Below are 17,039 nucleotides of genomic sequence, written 5' to 3'. Positions count from 1 at the left end.
GACAGCGTTTTTGGGGTAGGAGTTGGCGCCGGCTTATATGCCGGCGTTTTTTTGTCGACCGGAGTTAGCGCTTTAGCGGCTACTCCAGGCCCACAGTGAGTCCCACGCAAAGCGGTCCCGTGCAACGCCGCTTACGATCGCCTCGCCTGCCGAGCGTTCGTCGATCAATTAGAAGGCAGCGACGCGTAGGCGGTTGCCAAGTGATAGGGCGTCGTCGACGGCATGTCGGCGCGCGCGACCGCGCCCTCCGGCGTTTTGCATTCGTACCAGCCGCGCGCGTGCAGGAAGCGCGTGCGAAATCGCTCGATCTGCTGCGGCAGGGTTTGCAGCGACGCACTGTCGCCGCGCGTGGCGAGCGCGCGCAGGTATTCCGTTTGCGCCCAGATGCGCTGGGTCGCGTCCTTCACCGCGCCTTGTTCGTCCAGCGCTGCGCAGACACCGCCCGTCGCGCGGTCGATGCCTCGCTCCTGCGCGAAATCGAACGCACGCTCCAGCGCCGCGTCGAGACCCGATGCGGCGATTGTCTTGCCCGCGCGTTTCACGAGATAGAACCATTCGAACTGATGGCCCGGCTCGAAGCGATTGTCCGCGTCGCCGATCGGCAGTTCGGCGATGCAGCCCGTCGGCGCGTGCACGAAGGTGCCGGCAACGCCAAGCGCGAGGCGGGCGAGGGCGTCGCCGAACGCGGTGCCGCTGGTGGTTTCGCTGGCGGCGAGATACGCCTCGGTCAGATGCATCAGCGGGTTTTGCAGCAAGCCCTCGCGGACCGTGGCGAAGTCTTCGTCGAGCGCGGCGTAGAGCAGGCCGTTCGACGCAGGCGCCGCAAAACGCGCTTCGATCAGCGAGGCCGTTTCGTTCAGCGTGGCGAGCGCACCGCGGTTGCCGAACTTCGCAAAGTATTCGGCGCACGCAAAGACGATGAAAGCGTGCGTGTAGAGATCCTTGGTCGTGTCGAGCGGGGCGCCGTTCGCGTCGACGCTATAGAGCCAGCCGCCTTTGCGCGTATCCGCGAAGTAGCGCGTGAGCGACTCGAACAGACGGTGCGCGTGCTCCCCGTCGCCCGCCTGCGAGAACACGAAGAGCTGCCGGGCGCAGGCCATCGCGCGATAGCGGGTGACGGGCAGCGGCTGGTGGGCGTCGGCGCTGACGGCTTCGTACGGCAATTGCCGCGACGCATTGAAACCGGGGCCGCGCCAGATCGGCAGGATCGTTTGCGAAAAGTGCTCGCGGAGCGTGGCGGCTTGGGCCGTGGTCGAAACGTCGGAGGGCATGGTGTGCGCTGGATCGGAAAAAAGCGGGCGGTGCGCGGCGCGAGGTGCCGCGCGATGCGCAAGGATAAAGCAAATTGCGCCCGCGTAGCCTGCTGGGCGGGCCGACGCAAGCGCGCGATGAAGGACGCAAATCGCGGCGGCAACGCGTCGCGAGCATGAGACAATGCGGTCTCGCAAAACGCAGACAATATCCATGAGCGGCGCCTGACGGGCGGCCGCTCCTCCACGCTATGGCAGACACCGCAGCACCCACGACTTCCCGCTCCTCCCGCACTGCCACGGCGCAGCGCCGTACAGGCGCCGTCTCATCCGATACCGAAAACAAGCTCGCGCGCGCCGCCAAGTCGGCGCAGCGCCTCGCGGAACTCAGCGACGCCACCCGCGACGACAGCACCGGCGATCTGTTCAGCGACGATCCGGCGCGCGCCGTGCTCGAAGCGATGAACATCGATACGCGGCAAGGCACGCTCGCGGGGTTCGAGCTGCCGGACGACGTGCTGGCGGCAGTCGGGATGCCGGCCGCTGAGCGCGCCGAGACGGGGGGCGAGGCGGTGGCCTCGTCCAAGGCACCGGCAGCAGCGGAAGCCAAGGCGTCGCGTAGTGCGCGCGGCGCGCGCTCGAGCGACGCGGCCGTTGAAGCACCGGCGCTTGAAGCTGAGTCTCGAGGCGCGGACAGGCCGGAGGCTGCATCCAAGGCGTTGCCCGCCACCGCGAAGACTCCGGACGCCGATGCCGTGCCCAAGAGCACGGCGGAACTCGATGCGGTGCTGGCGCCGTCGTCGGCTGGCGTCGCGTCGACGATACGCAGCGTGGCGTCGGCGCGGCGCCAAGCCGCTGCGCGCCCGAGCGAGAACGCGGCGAGCGGCGTCACCCCGCGTGCCAATGAGGCAGAGCCAATGCCGGCCTCGCCTGGGGTCGTCGCGGAATCAACGGTGATGCCGGGGACGCAGCCGCAAGCCGCGCCGCAATCGGCCACCGGGTCCACCGCCACAAGCACGGGTGCCGCATCCGCGCCCGCGCCGGAACCCGCGCCGGCGTCCGTCCAGCAAAGCGCAGCGCCTGCTCAGGCCAAGTCCTTTGCCCGCGAGACTGCACCCTACACGCCGGCCGCCTCGCGGCGCGCACCGGACCTCGACTGGGCTCGCGCCACGGCGTTTGCCGACACGGTCGATGCGCTCTACGGCGTCATCGCCGACCAGCGCCGCGCGGCCGGCGATCATTCTCGGCGCATGAAGTGGCTGCTGTCGATCGTCGTGGCGGCGCTTCTGGTGACGATCGCGATCGGCATCACGCAGACGGCGCTGCTGATGCGGCTCACGCGCGAGAGCGCGGCCCAGCAGCAGCGCATCGAAGACATGCTGCGAAGCCAGCAGGCCACGCTGACGACGCTCGCCGATGCCGCCGCATCGGCCAACACACCTCCCCCCGTCAACGAGACGCCGCCGTCCGCGCCGGCGACGCGCCCGACCTCGCAGGCGCCGGCTGTCGCCAAGCACGCGAAACCCCAGCCGCACTCGCACAAGCCCAAAGCGGCACCGATGCATTGACAGCGCGGCGCACGACAATTCGTCGCGCGCCGGCTTGTCGCCACATTCCCGCCGATTCCCGCGCGCATTGCCTTCGCGCCGCCTTTGCACTTGCCGCGAGCGACGCAATCCGGACGCGCGGATTCGCGCACGCCATTGCGCCTATTCAACTGGCAGTCCCGCTACGGCGGCTAGAATTTGGGATTGAGTTCACCCGCAGGAGAGGAATCAATGAAAGACGGAATCGAGCGCCGCGCACTGTTGCTGCATCTTGGCGAGGTCATGGAGACGGTGGCGTGTCTGCTGAAACGCGAGGCCGGTCAACGCTCGGTGCGTCGGCTCGCCGAGACCGACACGTCGCTGGCGAGCCTTCCGTTGCTCGAACACGTATCGCCGCGCATGACGCCGGTCGAGTTCGCACAGCGCGCGAGCGCCGCTTTCTGCACGTGGCCGAGCGAATTGCTGGAAGCGGAGTTGAATCGCGAGGAGCTTGCGTCGACCGTGCAGCAGCACCTCTTTGCCGGCAACCCGGACGGATGGCGCGCCTACGTTGCCGAGCTGCGCGTCGAGGTGCCGTGGTTCGGCGAGGGCGTAGCCGTGCTCGAAGCGGTCGCGGAGCCGGTTTGGGAGGCGGTCGAGGATGCCCCCGAGGCCGACGCGCCGGAGTCGAGCGACATCGAACGCGCCAGTGATTCGGAGACGACCCCGCGCGAAAGCGTCGAGACCAGCGAGCGGATCTATCCGTCCTGGCCGTGGAAGCCGGGCACCTGACCGAGACGGCAGTGGCTTGTTGTATTGGTGCAACGCACAAGCGGCGTCGACCTCGTGCGGCAGCGTGGCGCGTCAAAAAATTGCTGCGTCGCACTAGCAATGAGCTAGGGAAAACCCTATAATTCTTCTTAAGGGAAAACCCTAGTCCATTGTTCAACAGGAGTCGCTCATGAGCTTTATCCTCGCCCTGATCCAAAAGGCCAGCGACCTTTTCGCATCGCCGTACCTGCCGCTCGATTCGGACTATTCGTACGAAGCACGCCACCGCGAAGCTGAGCGCATCCGCCGCTCGCAGGTCTCGCTCGTCGGATTGATGCGCGGCTAAGCCGCGCAAAACCTAGGCAGGCCTCGGCAGTCGCCGTGGCCTGCGGTTGCGGTAGTTCTCGAACGCCGGCACGCACTGCGTACGCCGGCGTTTTGCATTTCGAGCGCACGCTTTGAAGTGACCCTCAAAGATTTCCTGTCCGTTACGGATGTAACGCGCTGCATGCCGGTTTCAGCGTGGAAATAGGGCCGCTACGCCCGCATCGCTTTGTCTGTGCAGACTTTCCCGTCTATTTGCGCCGTCCGAGCCGTGTGTTTCGCTTGAAATTTCGTCTTACACCCGTTCACTTTTCCCCAGCCCCGAGTCCAGTACATTGGTTCCCAAGCGCACGGTTTGACGCGCGTCGCCGGAGCCCGGCGCCCGGAAAGCCGCCTTTCGAGCGGCAGGCGCCGCGCCTGACTACGTTTCCACGCAGGCACAAAGCCGTGCGGCATGACCGGATATTGACTCGACTACTGGAGAACGACGATGAAACTCACGATGAAGATTTCGCACTCGATCGCCGCCGCGCTCGTTGCTGGGAGCGCACTGTTGGCCGCAGGGTCGGCCTCCGCGCAGATGGTGTACGCGCCGCATCCGGCGTACGACGCGCCGCACTCCATTCCCGTCGACGCGAACGTCTCGCTCGGCTGGCACGGCGAGCGCTACTGGGACGGCCGCCGCTACTGGGAGCACGACGAGTGGATGCGCCATCATCCGCACGATCACGATCCGCACCGCGACCACGGCGATCACGGCGATCACGGGGATTACCGCCAATAAGCGTCACGCTGTGTCACGGCACGAACCCCGCGTCTTGGACGCGGGGCTTTTCCTTTCTGGGGCTCATTTGCCGCTGCGCCAGGTCTTCAGCAAGAGCGCGTTGGTCACGACGCTCACGCTCGAAAACGCCATCGCCGCGCCCGCGAGCATCGGGTTGAGCAGGCCGAACGCCGCGAGCGGAATCCCCACCAGGTTGTAGACGAACGCCCAGAACAGGTTCTGGCGGATCTTGCGGTATGTGCGCCGCGAAATATCGATCGCATCGGCGACGAGCGCCGGGTCGCCGCGCATCAGCGTGATGCCGGCGGTGTGCATGGCGACGTCGGTTCCGGTCGACATCGCCATGCCGATATCGGCGGCCGCGAGCGCGGGCGCGTCGTTGATGCCGTCGCCGGCCATCGCGACGATGCCGCCGGTGCGCGTCTTCAATTCGCTGACGACGCGCGCCTTTTCGGCGGGCAGCACGTTCGCGTGGAACTCGCGGATGCCGAGCGCCGCGGCGACGCTTGCCGCGCTGCCGCGGTTGTCGCCCGTCACGAGCACGCTCGTCACGCCGCGCGCGGCGAGGCGTTCGATGGCGTCGCGCGCGCCTGCCTTGACGGTGTCGCCGAACGCGATCAGCGCGAGAGCGGCGGCGGGCGCGTCCGGCGTCGCGAGGCGCATCAGCCAGGACACGGTGTTGCCGGCCGCCTCGAATGCCTCGGCCCGCGCGGCGATGGCGGGCGGCAAATCGATACCCAGCTCGGCGAGCCAGCGGCTGCTGCCGATGGCGAGCGTGCGGCCGTCGACTTCGGCTTGGACGCCACGTCCGGGCACGGCGACCGCGTGCGCGACTTTCGGCTGCGCGCGCGGCGCCGCCGGTGCTTGCGTGCCTTCCGGACTTGCCGTGCCTCTCACGCCTTCCGAACCTTCCGCGTCCGATTCCGCCGCCGCGACGAGCGCCCGCGCGAGTGGATGATCGCTGCCGCGCTGCACCGCGGCGGCCAGCGTGAGCGCTTCGCCGCGCGCCATCCCGAGCGCCTCGATGCCGAGCGCCTCTATGCCGAGCGCCTCGAACGCGACCATCGACGGCTTGCCGGCCGTCAGCGTGCCCGTCTTGTCGAACGCGACGACGGACACGCGCTGCGCCAGCTCGAGCGCTTGCGCGTCCTTGATCAGCACGCCGTGGCGCGCGGCGACGCCGGTGCCCGCCATGATCGCCGCAGGCGTCGCGAGCCCGAGTGCGCAAGGGCAGGCGATCACGAGCACGGACACCGCGTTGAGAATCGCGGTCTCGCCCGACGCCCCGGCCAGCAGCCAGCCGCACAGCGTGACGAGCGCGATCGCCAGGATCGCCGGCACGAAGACGGCGCTCACGCGATCGACGAGCCGCTGGATCGGCGCCTTCTCCGCTTGCGCGGTCTCGACGAGCCGGATGATGCGCGCGAGCGTGGTCTCGGCGCCGGTCGCGCTCGTCGTCACGGCAACCAGGCCGTCGCCGTTGATCGAACCCGCCGTGACGCGCTCGCCCGCTTCCTTGGCGACCGGCAGGCTTTCGCCGGTGATCAGCGATTCGTCGATATGAGTGCGGCCTTCGAGCACGACGCCGTCGACCGGCACGCGCTCGCCGGGCCGCACGACGACCACCGTCCCCACGCGAACCTCTGCGAGCGGCACATCGCGTTCCTGGCCGTCGCCGCCGCGGATGCGGGCGCGGTCGGGGCGCAGCGCGTTGAGCGCGCGGATGGCGTCGGTGGTCTGGCGCTTCGCGCGCGCTTCGAGCCACTTGCCGAAGCGCACCAGCACGATGACGACCGCCGCGGCTTCGAAGTAGAGGTGCGCCGTCTCGCCGGGATGCGCCGCCGCCTGCCAGACGGAGAGACCATACGCGGCCGACGTGCCGAGCGCGACGAGCAGATCCATGTTGCCGGCCTTCGCGCGCAGCGCCCGCCACGCGGCGGAGTAGAAGCGCGCGCCGAAGCCGAATTGCACGACGCTCGCGAGCGCGAGTTGCAGCCAGACCGGCGGCGCGAGCGGCGCGCTCGACCATTCGGTGAGCATCGGCAGCATGAGCGGCAGCGTCAGGAGCGCCGCGACGATGAGCGCGTTGCGCTCGCGGCGGTCCTGGCGGCGTTTGAGGGTGTCGGTATCGGTGGCGTTTGCGCCAGGCTGAGCCGCCGCTTCGGGTGCCGCGACCGGGCGTGCTTCGTAGCCTGCCTGAACGACGACGGCCACGAGCCGGTCGACGTCGAGCGGCGCATCGGAGGCGACCGTGGCGCGCTCCGTCGCCAGATTGACGGCGGCGCGCGCGACGCCGGGCGTACGCGCGAGCGCCTTCTCGATACGCGCCGCGCACATCGCGCAGGTCATGCCGCCGATCTCGAGTTCCGTCGTAACGGGCGGGATGGCGACAGTGGTGGGTTCGGACAAGTCGGTCATGACGGAGAGGGCTTGAAGGCGGCAATGGCCGCCGATGAATGCAGTATCAAGCTTCCCATGATGGGAAGGTCAAGCCCGGCTCGCGCCAATGCCGCACGCTAACGCCTCACTCCAGCCCCGGCTTCGCTTCGAACATCGCGTCCGCCACCTGAGAGCGCGCATCCCCGCCGCGCTCGCGCAGCGAGGCGATCGCGCCGCGACGGTCGCGGCCCTCTTTTTCCTGGCCGAGCTTCCATTTGCCGGTGAGCTTGGTCACCTCGATCTCGATGCCGACGATCATCGACAGCATCTGGGAAAGATAATCGGCCGGTGCGTCGCCCATCTTCCACGGCACGGGCTCGCCGGCTTCCATCTTGCGCGTGAGCCGTGCGACGAGGCCGCGCACGAAAGCTTCATCGTCGTGGACGACAATCCGTCCGTGCGCGTGCACCACCATGTAGTTGTACGTCGGCACCTTGCGGTGCTCCTCGTGCTTGCTCGGGTACCAGTTCGGCGAGATGTAGGCGGTCGGCCCCTGGAAGATGACGAGCGCGTCGGGGCGGTCCGCCGCCTCGCGCCAGACCGGGTTCGCGCGGGCGACATGGGCGCGCAGCGTGCCGTGCGGTCCCTCGCCCGGCGCGAATTCGAACGGAATATGGTTGGCGTCGAGCCCGCTTGGCCCGACGGTGACGAGCGCGCCGAGCGGATGATCGGCCATCAGGCGGTGCAGGACTTCGGGCCGGGCCTCTTCGTATTGGGCGGGCATGTACATGCGGGGACTCCTGGCGCCGGTCGGCGCCGGCAACGTCAAATAGTGCAAGAAGGCGGTTTTGCACGCGATTTCGCGCCACGCCCGCCTTGTTCTTGCTTAGCCGACGAGGATACGATAAAACGCGTTCTCAAGATCAAGAAGGACAGCGCGCGCGGACCGGACCGGGGTCGGCGGGAAGCGCTGCATCGCTGGCCCCCGACGGCCGGCTGCCCGGCAAGCGTCGCCCAACATCACCCAATGATAAGAAAATCACTGCTTTCGACGGCCTGCGCATCGCTCGCGGGCCTGGCTGTCCTCGCGGGTTGCGCCGCCAATCATCCCGCGCCCGCTCCGGCAGACAATCATGGCTGGATCAAAGACGAAGTCGCCGACTCCTATGTGTTCGGCTATCCGCTCGTGCTGATGCAGACGTCGCGCACGGCGGCCGTCGGGGATGACGGCACGCAGCCCGGCCAGGCGCCCGTGAACACCTTGCGCCACGAACAGGCGCAGCCGCCCGTCGGCGCGGCCAATCCGCCGACGCCCAATGTCGACACGCTCGACTCGCACGGCTGGCTCGACTTGTCCGCCGAACCGGTCGTCGTGACGCTGCCGGATGCCCGCGGCCGCTACCTCGGCGCCCGCGCGCTCGACATGTGGAGCAACGTGATCTGGTCGACGGGCGCGGACGCCAATCCGCGCACCGGCTCGGCCAAGGCGCAAACGATTGCTTTCGTCGCGCCCGGCTGGGACGGCAAATTGCCGAAGAACGTACAACGCGTCGATGCGAGCTCGGCGAACGTCTGGCTGTCGGTGCGCATTCAGTCGAACGGTCCGCGTGACCTGACGGCGGTCAAGAAGCTGCAGCGCCTGATTCGCGTCGTGCCGCTGTCGGTGTACACGGGAGACGCCCGCGGCTCGTCGATGGCGGCGCACGGCGGCCCCGCCGACACCGCGCCGGAAGCCGCGCCGGCCGCGCAGGTCGCCGCGCTCGACGCCAACGCGTACTTCACCCAGCTCGCCGACGCGCTGCGCGACAACCCGCCGTCGCCGGACGATCCGCACGCGGTCAAGATCCTCGCCGATCTCGGCGTGAAGCCAGGCGAGCCCGTGAAGCTGCCGGACGGCGCCGCCGACGCGATCGCCGCGGGTCTCGCCGACGGACGCGCCCGCGTCGCAGCGGTGCCGGCGAACGCGCTCACGGCGAACGGCTGGAGCTGGCTCGGCGACGACATCGGTCACTACAGCAACGACTACGCGCTGCGCGCCTACGCGGCCTACGCGCAGCCGGGCAGCGGGACGAAGGACGACGAGGTGCGGCCGACCGTGACGATCGACAGCGACGGCCAGGCGCTGAACGGCGCGAACCGCTACGTGATCCACTTCGACGCGAAGGCGCTGCCGCCGGTGCGCGCGTTCTGGACAATCACGCCATACACGACGGACGGCGCGCTCGCCGACACCGACGAAGCGCGCCGCTCGATCAGCTCGCACGACCGGCTGCGCCACAACCGCGACGGCTCGGTCGACATCTACGTGTCGGCGAATTCGCCGGGCAAGGTGCGTGCGTCGAACTGGCTGCCGACGCCGCGCAGCGACTTCAAGCTCGTCATGCGCCTGTACGCGCCGAAGCCGCAGGCCACCGACGGCAGTTGGCAGCCGCCCGCGGTCGAGCGGCAGTAATCCGGCTGCTGTCGTGAGCGGAGGCCGCCGCCTATACTTCCGAGCGGCGGACTTTGGTTTTCTTGCGCGGCGGTTTCGCGTCGATAAATAGGCAATAAAGCATGGCAAGTCCAAGCAAAGCAGCACTGGTTTCCTCGTTGCAGACATTGCGCTCGGCAGCGCAATCGAATCGCGCGAAGCGTATCGCGATCGGGCTGCTGATCTTCATCGTGTTGTTCGGGCTGCTCGGCTTTTTCGCGGCGCCGCCGCTCATCCGGCACATCGCCGAGCAGCAATTGAGCAAGCAGCTCGACCGGCCGGCCAGCATCGGGCGCATTGCGCTCAATCCGTACACGCTCAATCTCGAAGCCGACCGCATTCACGTCGGCGAGCGCAGCGGCGTGGGCGATTTCGTCGATATCTCGCGGCTCGTGGTGCAGGCGTCGTGGTCGTCGCTGTTTCGTCTCGCGCCGATCGTCAATGAAATCAAGATCGATTCGCCGCGCATTCACCTCGTTCGCTACGACGCGCAACGTTTCAATTTCACCGACCTGATCGAGAAGTTCTCGACGCCGAGCAAGCCCGAAAGCAAGCCGACGCCGTTCTCGATCTCGAACATCCAGATCGAAAACGGCAGCTTCTATTTCGACGACCAATTGCTCGGCCAGAAGCACGTCGTCGATCAGTTCGCGCTCGGCGTGCCGTTCATCGCGACGCTGGCGTCGAAGACAAACGTCTTCGTCGACCCGCGCTTGCGCGCGCGCATCGACGGCAGCCCGCTCGCGATCGACGGCAAGACCAAGCCGTTTGCCGCATCGCGCGAATCGGAAGTCGCGCTCAAGTTCGACGGCATCGACGTGCCGAAGATGCTCTCGTATGTGCCCGCCAAGCTGCCGGTGACGGTGACCTCGGGCAAGCTCGCGAGCGACTTGAAGCTGAACTTCATGATGGAAGGCGAGACGCCGACGCTCTCCGTGACCGGCACGACCGATCTCACGGAATTGGCGGTGGTCGATGCGGCGAAGGCGCCGCTCTTCGCCGCGAGCGGCGTGCACGTCGCGGCCGCGGAGCTGCAGCCGCTGAAGAGCGTGTTTCATTTCGATGACATCCACATCGATCAGCCGGTCGTGAATCTCGCGCGCGAGAAGGACGGCACGCTCTCCATCATGCGCGCGTTGACGCCGCCTGCCGCGAGCGGAGCGGCTGCGGCGTCGGCTCCCGAGGCGTCTTCGGCCACGGCCGAATCGACGCCCGAATCGAAGCCCGCCGCGCCGCTCGATCTGTCGATCAAGCGCTTCGCGATCAACGACGGCACGATCCATGTCGACGACCGCGTGCCCGCGCAGCCGGTGTCGGTCGGGCTCACGCATCTGGCCGTCGGGCTCGACGATTTTTCGACGCTCGCGAAAACGCCGGCCCGCTACACGTTCAACACCGATCTGCAAAACGGCGGCTCGGTCGGGCTCGCGGGTTCGTTCGGCCTCGTCGCGAAGAACGCCGACGCAAAGGTGACGCTCGCGTCGATCCCGCTGCCGATCGCGCAGCCGTATATCGAAGGCGTGAGCTCCGCGCGCGTGACCGACGGCACGCTCAGCACGACGGTGAACGCGACCGCCGACTGGTCGAAGTCGCCGGTCGCGGTGCAGGTCGGCGACAGCGAGGTGAACCTCAAGTCGCTCAAGATCGCGGGCAACGATGCGAAGACGCCCGCCGTCGCGCTCGCGGACGGTCACGTCGCGATCAAGCAGATCGACTTGACCGCGCGCACCGCCGACATCACGAGCATCGATGCGACCGGTCTCGCCATCAACGCGCAGCGCATGAAGGACGGCCGCATCGATCTGCAGACGCTCGCCGCGCCGCGCCAAGCCGGGCCCGAGCGCAAGGTCGCGCACGGCGCGCAGCAGGCGCAGGCGCAAGGCCCGGCGTGGCGCTACAAGATCGGCTCGTTCACGTTGAAGGATGCGTCCGCCGATTTCGTCGACAACAGCACGCCGCAGCCCGCGAAGCTGAGCTTCACGCCGATCCAGCTCTCGGTGCAGAACATCAGCGACGACTTGAGCAAGCCGCTGCCCGTCACGCTGCAGGCGACGCTCAACCAGAAGGGTTCGGTCGACGTGAAAGGCGACGTGACCGCGAGCCCGCTCAAGCTCGCGCTGAACGTGAACGGCAACCGGCTCGACGCGGCCGCGTTCGAGCCGTACTTCGGCAGCAAGCTCAATGCGACGATGGCGAGCGCGCTCTTGAACCTGAAGGGCGATCTCGCGTTCGCGCAGACGGAGAAAGCGATGAGCGCGTCGTATAGCGGCGATGCCGCGCTCGTCGACGTGCGCCTGCTCGACCGCGTGAATTCGACGCCGCTCGCGGGCTGGGGCGCGCTGTCGCTCGCCAACCTGAAAGCGCGCTACGACGAGCACGGCACCGATGTCGACGTCGGTCGTGTGACGCTCGCCAACTTCTTCGGACGCGTGCTGCTCGATGCGCAAGGCAAGCTGAACCTGAACGACGTGCTCGCGCAGCAGAAATCGGCAGCGCAGGGCAAGGGCGAGCCGGTTCCGTTGACGCCGGGCTCGGCGCCTGTGCCGGCTTCGGCGCCGGCTGCTGCCGTCGCGCAGCAAGCATCGGCAGCAGCGGCGGCGTCCGCAAGCGCGCATGCCGCCGCGCCCGCCGCAGCTTCAGCGGCCACGGCCAGCGCCGCTCCGAGCGCCCCGGTCAATCTGCACTTCGGCCAACTGGTGCTGCAAAAGGGCCGTGTGAACTACACCGACGACTTCATCAAGCCGAACTACACGGCGAATCTCGTCGACATCACGGGCACGATCGGCGCCTTCGGCACGCAATCGACGACGCCCGCGCCGGTCGACGTCGGCGCGAAGCTCGAGGCGAACGGCCCGATCTCGATCCGCGGCACGGTGAACCCGCTCGCCAAGAAGCCGCAGCTCGACCTGACCGCGACCGCGCATGGCATCGAGCTCACGAACCTCACGCCGTACTCCGCGAAATACGCGGGCTACCCGATCACGAAGGGCAAGCTCAACGTCGATCTGAGCTACAAGCTCGACAACGATCAGCTGACCGCGAACAACCACATCTTCATCGACCAGCTCACGTTCGGCGACCACATCCAGAACGACACGGCGACGAAGCTGCCGGTGCGTCTCGCGATCTCGCTCTTGAAGAACTCGCGCGGCGAGATCGACGTGAACATTCCGGTGTCGGGGTCGCTCGCGAATCCCGAGTTCAGCATCGGCGGCGTGATCTGGCACGCGTTCGTGAACCTGATCGAGAAGGCGGTGACTGCGCCGTTCTCGCTGCTTGCCAACGCGTTTGGCGGAGGCGGCGAGGATCTCGGCTATGTCGAGTTCGATCCGGGCTCGGCCAAGCTCACCGATGCGACGACCCAGAAACTCGACACGATCGTCAAGGCGCTCAACGACAAGCCATCGGTGAAGATCGACCTGATCGGCCGCGTCGACCCGGCTATCGATACGCCCGGACTGCGCCTTGCCTACGTCGACCGCCTCGTGCGGCAGGAGAAGGTGAAGGATGTGGTCGGGCACGGCGAGAGCGTCGATCCGTCGACGGTGAAGGTCGATCCGAAGGAGTACGACGACTATCTGACGAAGGCGTACAAGGACGCGGACTTCAAGAAGCCGCGCAACTTCATCGGCTTGACGAAGAGCATTCCCGCCGACGACATGAAGACCGCGCTCGCGGAGCACGCGCCGATCGACGACGCGAGCCTGCGTGCGCTCGCGCAGCGGCGCGCGCAGGCCGTTCAGCAGTATTTCGAAAGCAAGGTCGATTCGAGCCGCGTGTTCATCGTCGCGCCGAAGCTCGATGCGCAAGGCATCAAGGACAAGGGCGCGACGACGCGAGTCGATTTCGGGCTGAAGTGACGTCGCGTTGATGCGTTTCGAATCAGGGGAGCCCAGGGGAACCGTGAGGCTCCCCTTTGCGTGCGCCATCATGGAGCAGCCGCACGGCGCGATCGCACAACAATAGGCCTCATTGTTTCAAGGTCCGCACCCGCCTCGCGGCGGCGTGCGCGTCACCTGATTAGGGGTACCTGTCTAAACAGCCGTTTCCTCATTCACCGTCTCTCTTTTTGCTGTTTCACTGCTAAGCCTGCGTACGTGACGAAGTTCGCGCAGGCTCGCTCGGAAACCATGAAGTGAACGAAAAGGAGGGAAACGCATGTCGAGATCCATTCGAAAACGCGCGCTTGCCGGGTTCACGGCGCTGGCGCTAAGCAGCACGCAATTCGCAGGACTAACCGCTTTTCTTTCGCTGTCGAGTGCGCGCGAGGCGGCCGCCGCCGTCGCGCCGGCGGCCACCGACGGCTACGCCGATACGCGCTATCCGATCATCCTCGTGCACGGCCTCTCGGGCACCGACAAATACGCGGGCGTGCTCGATTACTGGTACGGCATCCAGTCGGATCTCGAGTCGCACGGCGCGACGGTCTATGTCGCGAATCTTTCCGGCTTTCAAAGCGATACCGGCCCGAATGGGCGCGGCGAGCAACTGCTCGCGTATGTGAAGCAGGTGCTCGCGGTGACGGGCGCGCAGAAGGTCAATCTGATCGGCCATAGCCAGGGCGGGCTGACCTCGCGCTATGTCGCGGCGGTGGCGCCGGACCTGGTGGCGTCGGTGACGACGATCGGCTCGCCGCACTGGGGCTCGCAATTCGCGGACTTCGTCGCCGGGGTGCTCGCGAAAGACCCAACCGGGCTCGCCGCACCGATCATCGGCTCGTTCGCGAACGTGCTCGGCACGCTCTTTAGCAGCAACCTCAACACGAATCAGGACGCGCTTGCCGCGCTCGCCACGCTGGAGACGGCCAACGCCGCGTCGTTCAACCAGCTGTTCCCGAGCGCGGGGCTCGGCGCGCCGGGTTCGTGCCAGACGGGTGCGCCGACGGAGACGGTTGGCGGCAACACGCACCTGCTGTACTCGTGGGCCGGCAGCGCGATTCAACCGACCTCGGTTCTGGGCATCCAGGGCGCGACCGATACCAGCGTGGGTCTGCTCGACCCGGCCGATGTCACCGATCCGTCGACGCTCGTGCTGTACGGTACGGGCACGATCATGATCAACCGCGGATCGGGTCAGAACGACGGCCTGGTTTCGGTCTGCAGCGCGCTGTATGGGAACGTGCTGAGCACGAGCTACAAGTGGAATCACCTCGACGAAATCAATCAGCTGCTCGGGATTCGCGGCGCCAACGCGGCGGACCCGGTGGCGGTGATTCGCGCGCACGCCAACCGGTTGAAGCTGCAGGGCGTGTAGCGAGCCGCACGAGGTGGGATTGGCCGCGCCGCAGGTCCGCAAGGCCGGGCGCGGCGGACGCTATGGCGGAAGACACCGCTGCAACACGCAGGACATGGGATCGATGGCACGTAACGGAAACGGATTGACGCGCCGGCACTACGGTGTGCTGTTTATCGCAGCGAGTGTTGCGCTGGCCGGCGCTGTTTGGCTCTTCGCTGCATCGAAGGGCGCTAACGGCCCGGACACGGCGAAAGTTGCCGACGTCCCTCGCGCGGGAGCCGCAGCGGCGGCCAGCGCGATGGCGGCCACGTCGCAAGCGCTGCCGGCATCCTTGGCGGGCTCGTCGGTGCCGCGCCTGCCCGTAGGCGACGGCGGCCACTTGCTGAAGACGCGTGCCGTACGCGATTTCTTCGACTATCTGATGACGGCGCAAGACGACATGTCCCCCGCCGCGCTCGATGCGCTGGTGCGCCGGCAAATCGCGGCGCAGCTCGACGGCACGGCCGCTCAAGCGGAAGCGCTGGACGTGTGGCGGCGCTATCTGCTGTATCAGGACGGGCTGGCGCATTTGCCCGGAGTGCCCGCGCCGCCGGACGGCAAGCTGAACTTCGACGCCGTGCAGCTCTCGCTCGAGCAGCGCGCGTCGCTGGCGAGCCGCACGATGGGGGAGTGGGACGCGCCGTTCTTTGGCGACGAACGCCAGCATCAGCAGCTCGATCTCGAACGCATGCGCATCGCCGCCGATCCGTCGCTGAGCGACGCGCAAAAGCAGGCGCGGATGCAGGCGCTCGAACAACAACTGCCGCCCGAGGAGCGAGCCGCGCGGGAGCGGATGCGCAAGCAGCAGCAGGCGATCGACGCGGTCGCCGCCTTGCAGAAGGGCGGTGCTTCGGCCGACGCGATGCGCGCACAGGTGGCGCAGACGCTCGGGCCCGACGCGGCGGAGCGCGTCGTGCAGATGCAAAAGGACGAGGACGCGTGGCAGGCCAAGTACGCCGAATACGCCGCGCAGCGTGCGCAGATCGATGCACAGGGCTTGAGCCCTGAGAGCCGCGACGCGCGCATCGCGCAATTGAGGCAGCAGGTTTTCCCGAACCCGAGCGATGCAATGCGGGCCGCCTCATTGGATCGAGGCGCGGGCGGTTGATCGGGTTAGCGGCGACGCTAATCCAGCGTGCGGCGATAGAAGCGCAAGGCGATGGCCATCATGACGACCATGAAAAGCACGATGGGCCACACGGACGGCCACAAGTCGGTCCAGCCGTTGCCCTTGAGGAGAATGCCGCGCACGAGCCGGTTGAAGTATGTGAGCGGCAGCACGTTGCCGATGTATTGCGCCCACTTCGGCATCCCCGCGAACGGGAACATGAAGCCTGAGAGCAGGATGTTCGGCAGAAAATAGAACACGGTGAGCTGCATCCCTTGCAACTGGTTCTGCGCGAGCGACGAGATCGTGATGCCGACCGTGAGGTTCGCCGCGATGAAGAGCAGCGCCGATAAATAAATCGCAACGACGCTGCCGACGAACGGCACCCCGAACACGAATCGCGCGGCGGTGAGGATGATCGACACCTGGATCAGGCCGATGAACACGTACGGCACGATCTTGCCTGACGTGACTTCGACGGGAAGCACAGGCGTGGCGAGCAGGTTCTCCATTGTGCCGCGCTCGCGTTCCCGCGTGATCGCGAGGCCCGTCATCATCACCATCGTCATCGTGAGGATCACGCCCATCAGGCCGGGCACGACGTTGTATTGCGTGATGTTCTCGGGGTTGTAGAGGCGGTGGACCGTCACGTCGAATGCCGCGGGGCTGCCGCTCAAGTGCGCGAGCGGGCCGGTGACGTCTTTGTCGATGACGGGCTGCACGAGCCCCGGCAGCGCGCCGAGCGCGGTGGACGTGGCGAGCGGGTCGGTGGCATCGGCCTCGACGAGAAGAGAAGGGCGCTCGCCGCGCAACAGCTTGCGCGAGAAATCGACCGGCACGGACAGCACGAACTGCACGTCGCCGCGCGCGAGCGCGTGGCGGCCCGCGGCTTCGTTCGGCAGGGTTTCGACGACGTCGAAGTAGTTCGAGTTCTTCATCGCCGCGATGAAGCTGCGCGAGAACGGGCTTTGATCCGCGACGATGACGGCGGTCGGCAGGTGCTTGGGATCGGTATTGATCGCGAAGCCGAACAGCGTGAGCTGGATGATCGGCACGCCGACAATCATCGCGAACGTCACGCGGTCGCGTCGCAGCTGCAGGAACTCCTTGAGCACGATGCTCCACCAGCGCATGAAGGAAAACCTCGCGCGCG

12 protein-coding genes are annotated in these 17,039 nt (G+C 67.2%); 8 read left to right on the top strand and 4 right to left on the bottom strand.

The features are described 5' to 3' along the window. Nucleotides 1-164: 164 nt before the first annotated feature. The gene (locus FAZ95_RS37875) at nucleotides 165-1,271 is read right to left on the bottom strand and encodes an AGE family epimerase/isomerase (RefSeq protein ID WP_137337397.1); all 1,107 of its coding nucleotides are present in this window, start codon (nucleotides 1,269-1,271) and stop codon (nucleotides 165-167) included. Between the two features lie 230 nt (nucleotides 1,272-1,501). On the opposite strand from FAZ95_RS37875, the gene FAZ95_RS37870 reads away from it, so the two are divergent. The 4 genes from FAZ95_RS37870 to FAZ95_RS37860 all read left to right on the top strand — a co-directional run bounded on the left by FAZ95_RS37870 (nucleotide 1,502) and on the right by FAZ95_RS37860 (nucleotide 4,655). Then, the gene (locus tag FAZ95_RS37870; RefSeq protein WP_137337396.1) at nucleotides 1,502-2,818 is read left to right on the top strand and encodes a hypothetical protein; all 1,317 of its coding nucleotides are present in this window, start codon (nucleotides 1,502-1,504) and stop codon (nucleotides 2,816-2,818) included. 210 nt (nucleotides 2,819-3,028) lie between these two features. Next, entirely contained in the window at nucleotides 3,029-3,568 is a 540-nt protein-coding gene (locus FAZ95_RS37865) for a hypothetical protein (RefSeq protein ID WP_137337395.1), read from the top strand. A gap of 169 nt (nucleotides 3,569-3,737) precedes the next feature. Then, nucleotides 3,738-3,893, top strand: a complete 156-nt coding sequence (locus FAZ95_RS39695; protein ID WP_175425876.1) for a hypothetical protein — start codon at nucleotides 3,738-3,740, stop codon at nucleotides 3,891-3,893. A gap of 468 nt (nucleotides 3,894-4,361) precedes the next feature. Further along, a complete protein-coding gene (locus FAZ95_RS37860; RefSeq protein ID WP_137337394.1) occupies nucleotides 4,362-4,655 on the top strand; it encodes a hypothetical protein in 294 nt (97 codons plus the stop codon). 63 nt (nucleotides 4,656-4,718) lie between these two features. Here FAZ95_RS37860 and FAZ95_RS37855 read toward each other — a convergent pair whose 3' ends face one another. Both FAZ95_RS37855 and FAZ95_RS37850 read right to left on the bottom strand, forming a co-directional pair. Beyond that, complete coding sequence (locus FAZ95_RS37855; protein WP_137337393.1) at nucleotides 4,719-7,073, bottom strand: heavy metal translocating P-type ATPase; 2,355 nt, start codon at nucleotides 7,071-7,073, stop codon at nucleotides 4,719-4,721. A gap of 106 nt (nucleotides 7,074-7,179) precedes the next feature. Further along, nucleotides 7,180-7,824, bottom strand: coding sequence for an FMN-binding negative transcriptional regulator (locus tag FAZ95_RS37850; protein ID WP_137337392.1), 645 nt, complete (start codon nucleotides 7,822-7,824; stop codon nucleotides 7,180-7,182). Nucleotides 7,825-8,061: 237 nt separating this feature from the next. Here FAZ95_RS37850 and FAZ95_RS37845 point away from each other — a divergent pair, with 237 nt between their 5' ends. From FAZ95_RS37845 to FAZ95_RS37830, 4 genes are all read left to right on the top strand, one after another. Further along, the gene (locus FAZ95_RS37845) at nucleotides 8,062-9,486 is read left to right on the top strand and encodes a DUF1254 domain-containing protein (RefSeq protein ID WP_137337391.1); all 1,425 of its coding nucleotides are present in this window, start codon (nucleotides 8,062-8,064) and stop codon (nucleotides 9,484-9,486) included. Nucleotides 9,487-9,587: 101 nt separating this feature from the next. Beyond that, nucleotides 9,588-13,364, top strand: a complete 3,777-nt coding sequence (locus FAZ95_RS37840) for a DUF748 domain-containing protein (RefSeq protein WP_137337390.1) — start codon at nucleotides 9,588-9,590, stop codon at nucleotides 13,362-13,364. Nucleotides 13,365-13,662: 298 nt separating this feature from the next. Next, the gene (locus tag FAZ95_RS37835; protein WP_137337389.1) at nucleotides 13,663-14,757 is read left to right on the top strand and encodes a triacylglycerol lipase; all 1,095 of its coding nucleotides are present in this window, start codon (nucleotides 13,663-13,665) and stop codon (nucleotides 14,755-14,757) included. A gap of 103 nt (nucleotides 14,758-14,860) precedes the next feature. Continuing rightward, a complete protein-coding gene (locus FAZ95_RS37830) occupies nucleotides 14,861-15,886 on the top strand; it encodes a lipase secretion chaperone (RefSeq protein ID WP_137337388.1) in 1,026 nt (341 codons plus the stop codon). Between the two features lie 17 nt (nucleotides 15,887-15,903). Here FAZ95_RS37830 and FAZ95_RS37825 read toward each other — a convergent pair whose 3' ends face one another. Next, nucleotides 15,904-17,019: an ABC transporter permease gene (locus tag FAZ95_RS37825; protein ID WP_137337810.1), complete on the bottom strand. Its 1,116-nt coding sequence runs from the start codon at nucleotides 17,017-17,019 to the stop codon at nucleotides 15,904-15,906. Nucleotides 17,020-17,039: the final 20 nt, after the last annotated feature.

The sequence above is a fragment of the Trinickia violacea genome (assembly GCF_005280735.1).
Classification (GTDB): Bacteria; Pseudomonadota; Gammaproteobacteria; order Burkholderiales; family Burkholderiaceae; genus Trinickia_A; species Trinickia_A violacea.
The sequence above is the reverse complement of the archived record's forward strand: the minus strand, read 5'-3'. Positions and strand labels throughout refer to the sequence as shown.

What these genes read in the sequence shown, in the direction of transcription:
- FAZ95_RS37845 (WP_137337391.1), top strand. Translation starts at nt 8,062, where the DNA reads ATGATAAGAAAATCACTGCTTTCGACGGCCTGCGCATCGCTCGCGGGC.
- FAZ95_RS37840 (WP_137337390.1), top strand. Translation starts at nt 9,588, where the DNA reads ATGGCAAGTCCAAGCAAAGCAGCACTGGTTTCCTCGTTGCAGACATTG.
- FAZ95_RS37835 (WP_137337389.1), top strand. Translation starts at nt 13,663, where the DNA reads ATGTCGAGATCCATTCGAAAACGCGCGCTTGCCGGGTTCACGGCGCTG.
- FAZ95_RS37855 (WP_137337393.1), bottom strand. Translation starts at nt 7,073, where the DNA reads ATGACCGACTTGTCCGAACCCACCACTGTCGCCATCCCGCCCGTTACG.
- FAZ95_RS37830 (WP_137337388.1), top strand. Translation starts at nt 14,861, where the DNA reads ATGGCACGTAACGGAAACGGATTGACGCGCCGGCACTACGGTGTGCTG.
- FAZ95_RS39695 (WP_175425876.1), top strand. Translation starts at nt 3,738, where the DNA reads ATGAGCTTTATCCTCGCCCTGATCCAAAAGGCCAGCGACCTTTTCGCA.
- FAZ95_RS37850 (WP_137337392.1), bottom strand. Translation starts at nt 7,824, where the DNA reads ATGTACATGCCCGCCCAATACGAAGAGGCCCGGCCCGAAGTCCTGCAC.
- FAZ95_RS37875 (WP_137337397.1), bottom strand. Translation starts at nt 1,271, where the DNA reads ATGCCCTCCGACGTTTCGACCACGGCCCAAGCCGCCACGCTCCGCGAG.
- FAZ95_RS37860 (WP_137337394.1), top strand. Translation starts at nt 4,362, where the DNA reads ATGAAACTCACGATGAAGATTTCGCACTCGATCGCCGCCGCGCTCGTT.
- FAZ95_RS37870 (WP_137337396.1), top strand. Translation starts at nt 1,502, where the DNA reads ATGGCAGACACCGCAGCACCCACGACTTCCCGCTCCTCCCGCACTGCC.
- FAZ95_RS37825 (WP_137337810.1), bottom strand. Translation starts at nt 17,019, where the DNA reads ATGCGCTGGTGGAGCATCGTGCTCAAGGAGTTCCTGCAGCTGCGACGC.
- FAZ95_RS37865 (WP_137337395.1), top strand. Translation starts at nt 3,029, where the DNA reads ATGAAAGACGGAATCGAGCGCCGCGCACTGTTGCTGCATCTTGGCGAG.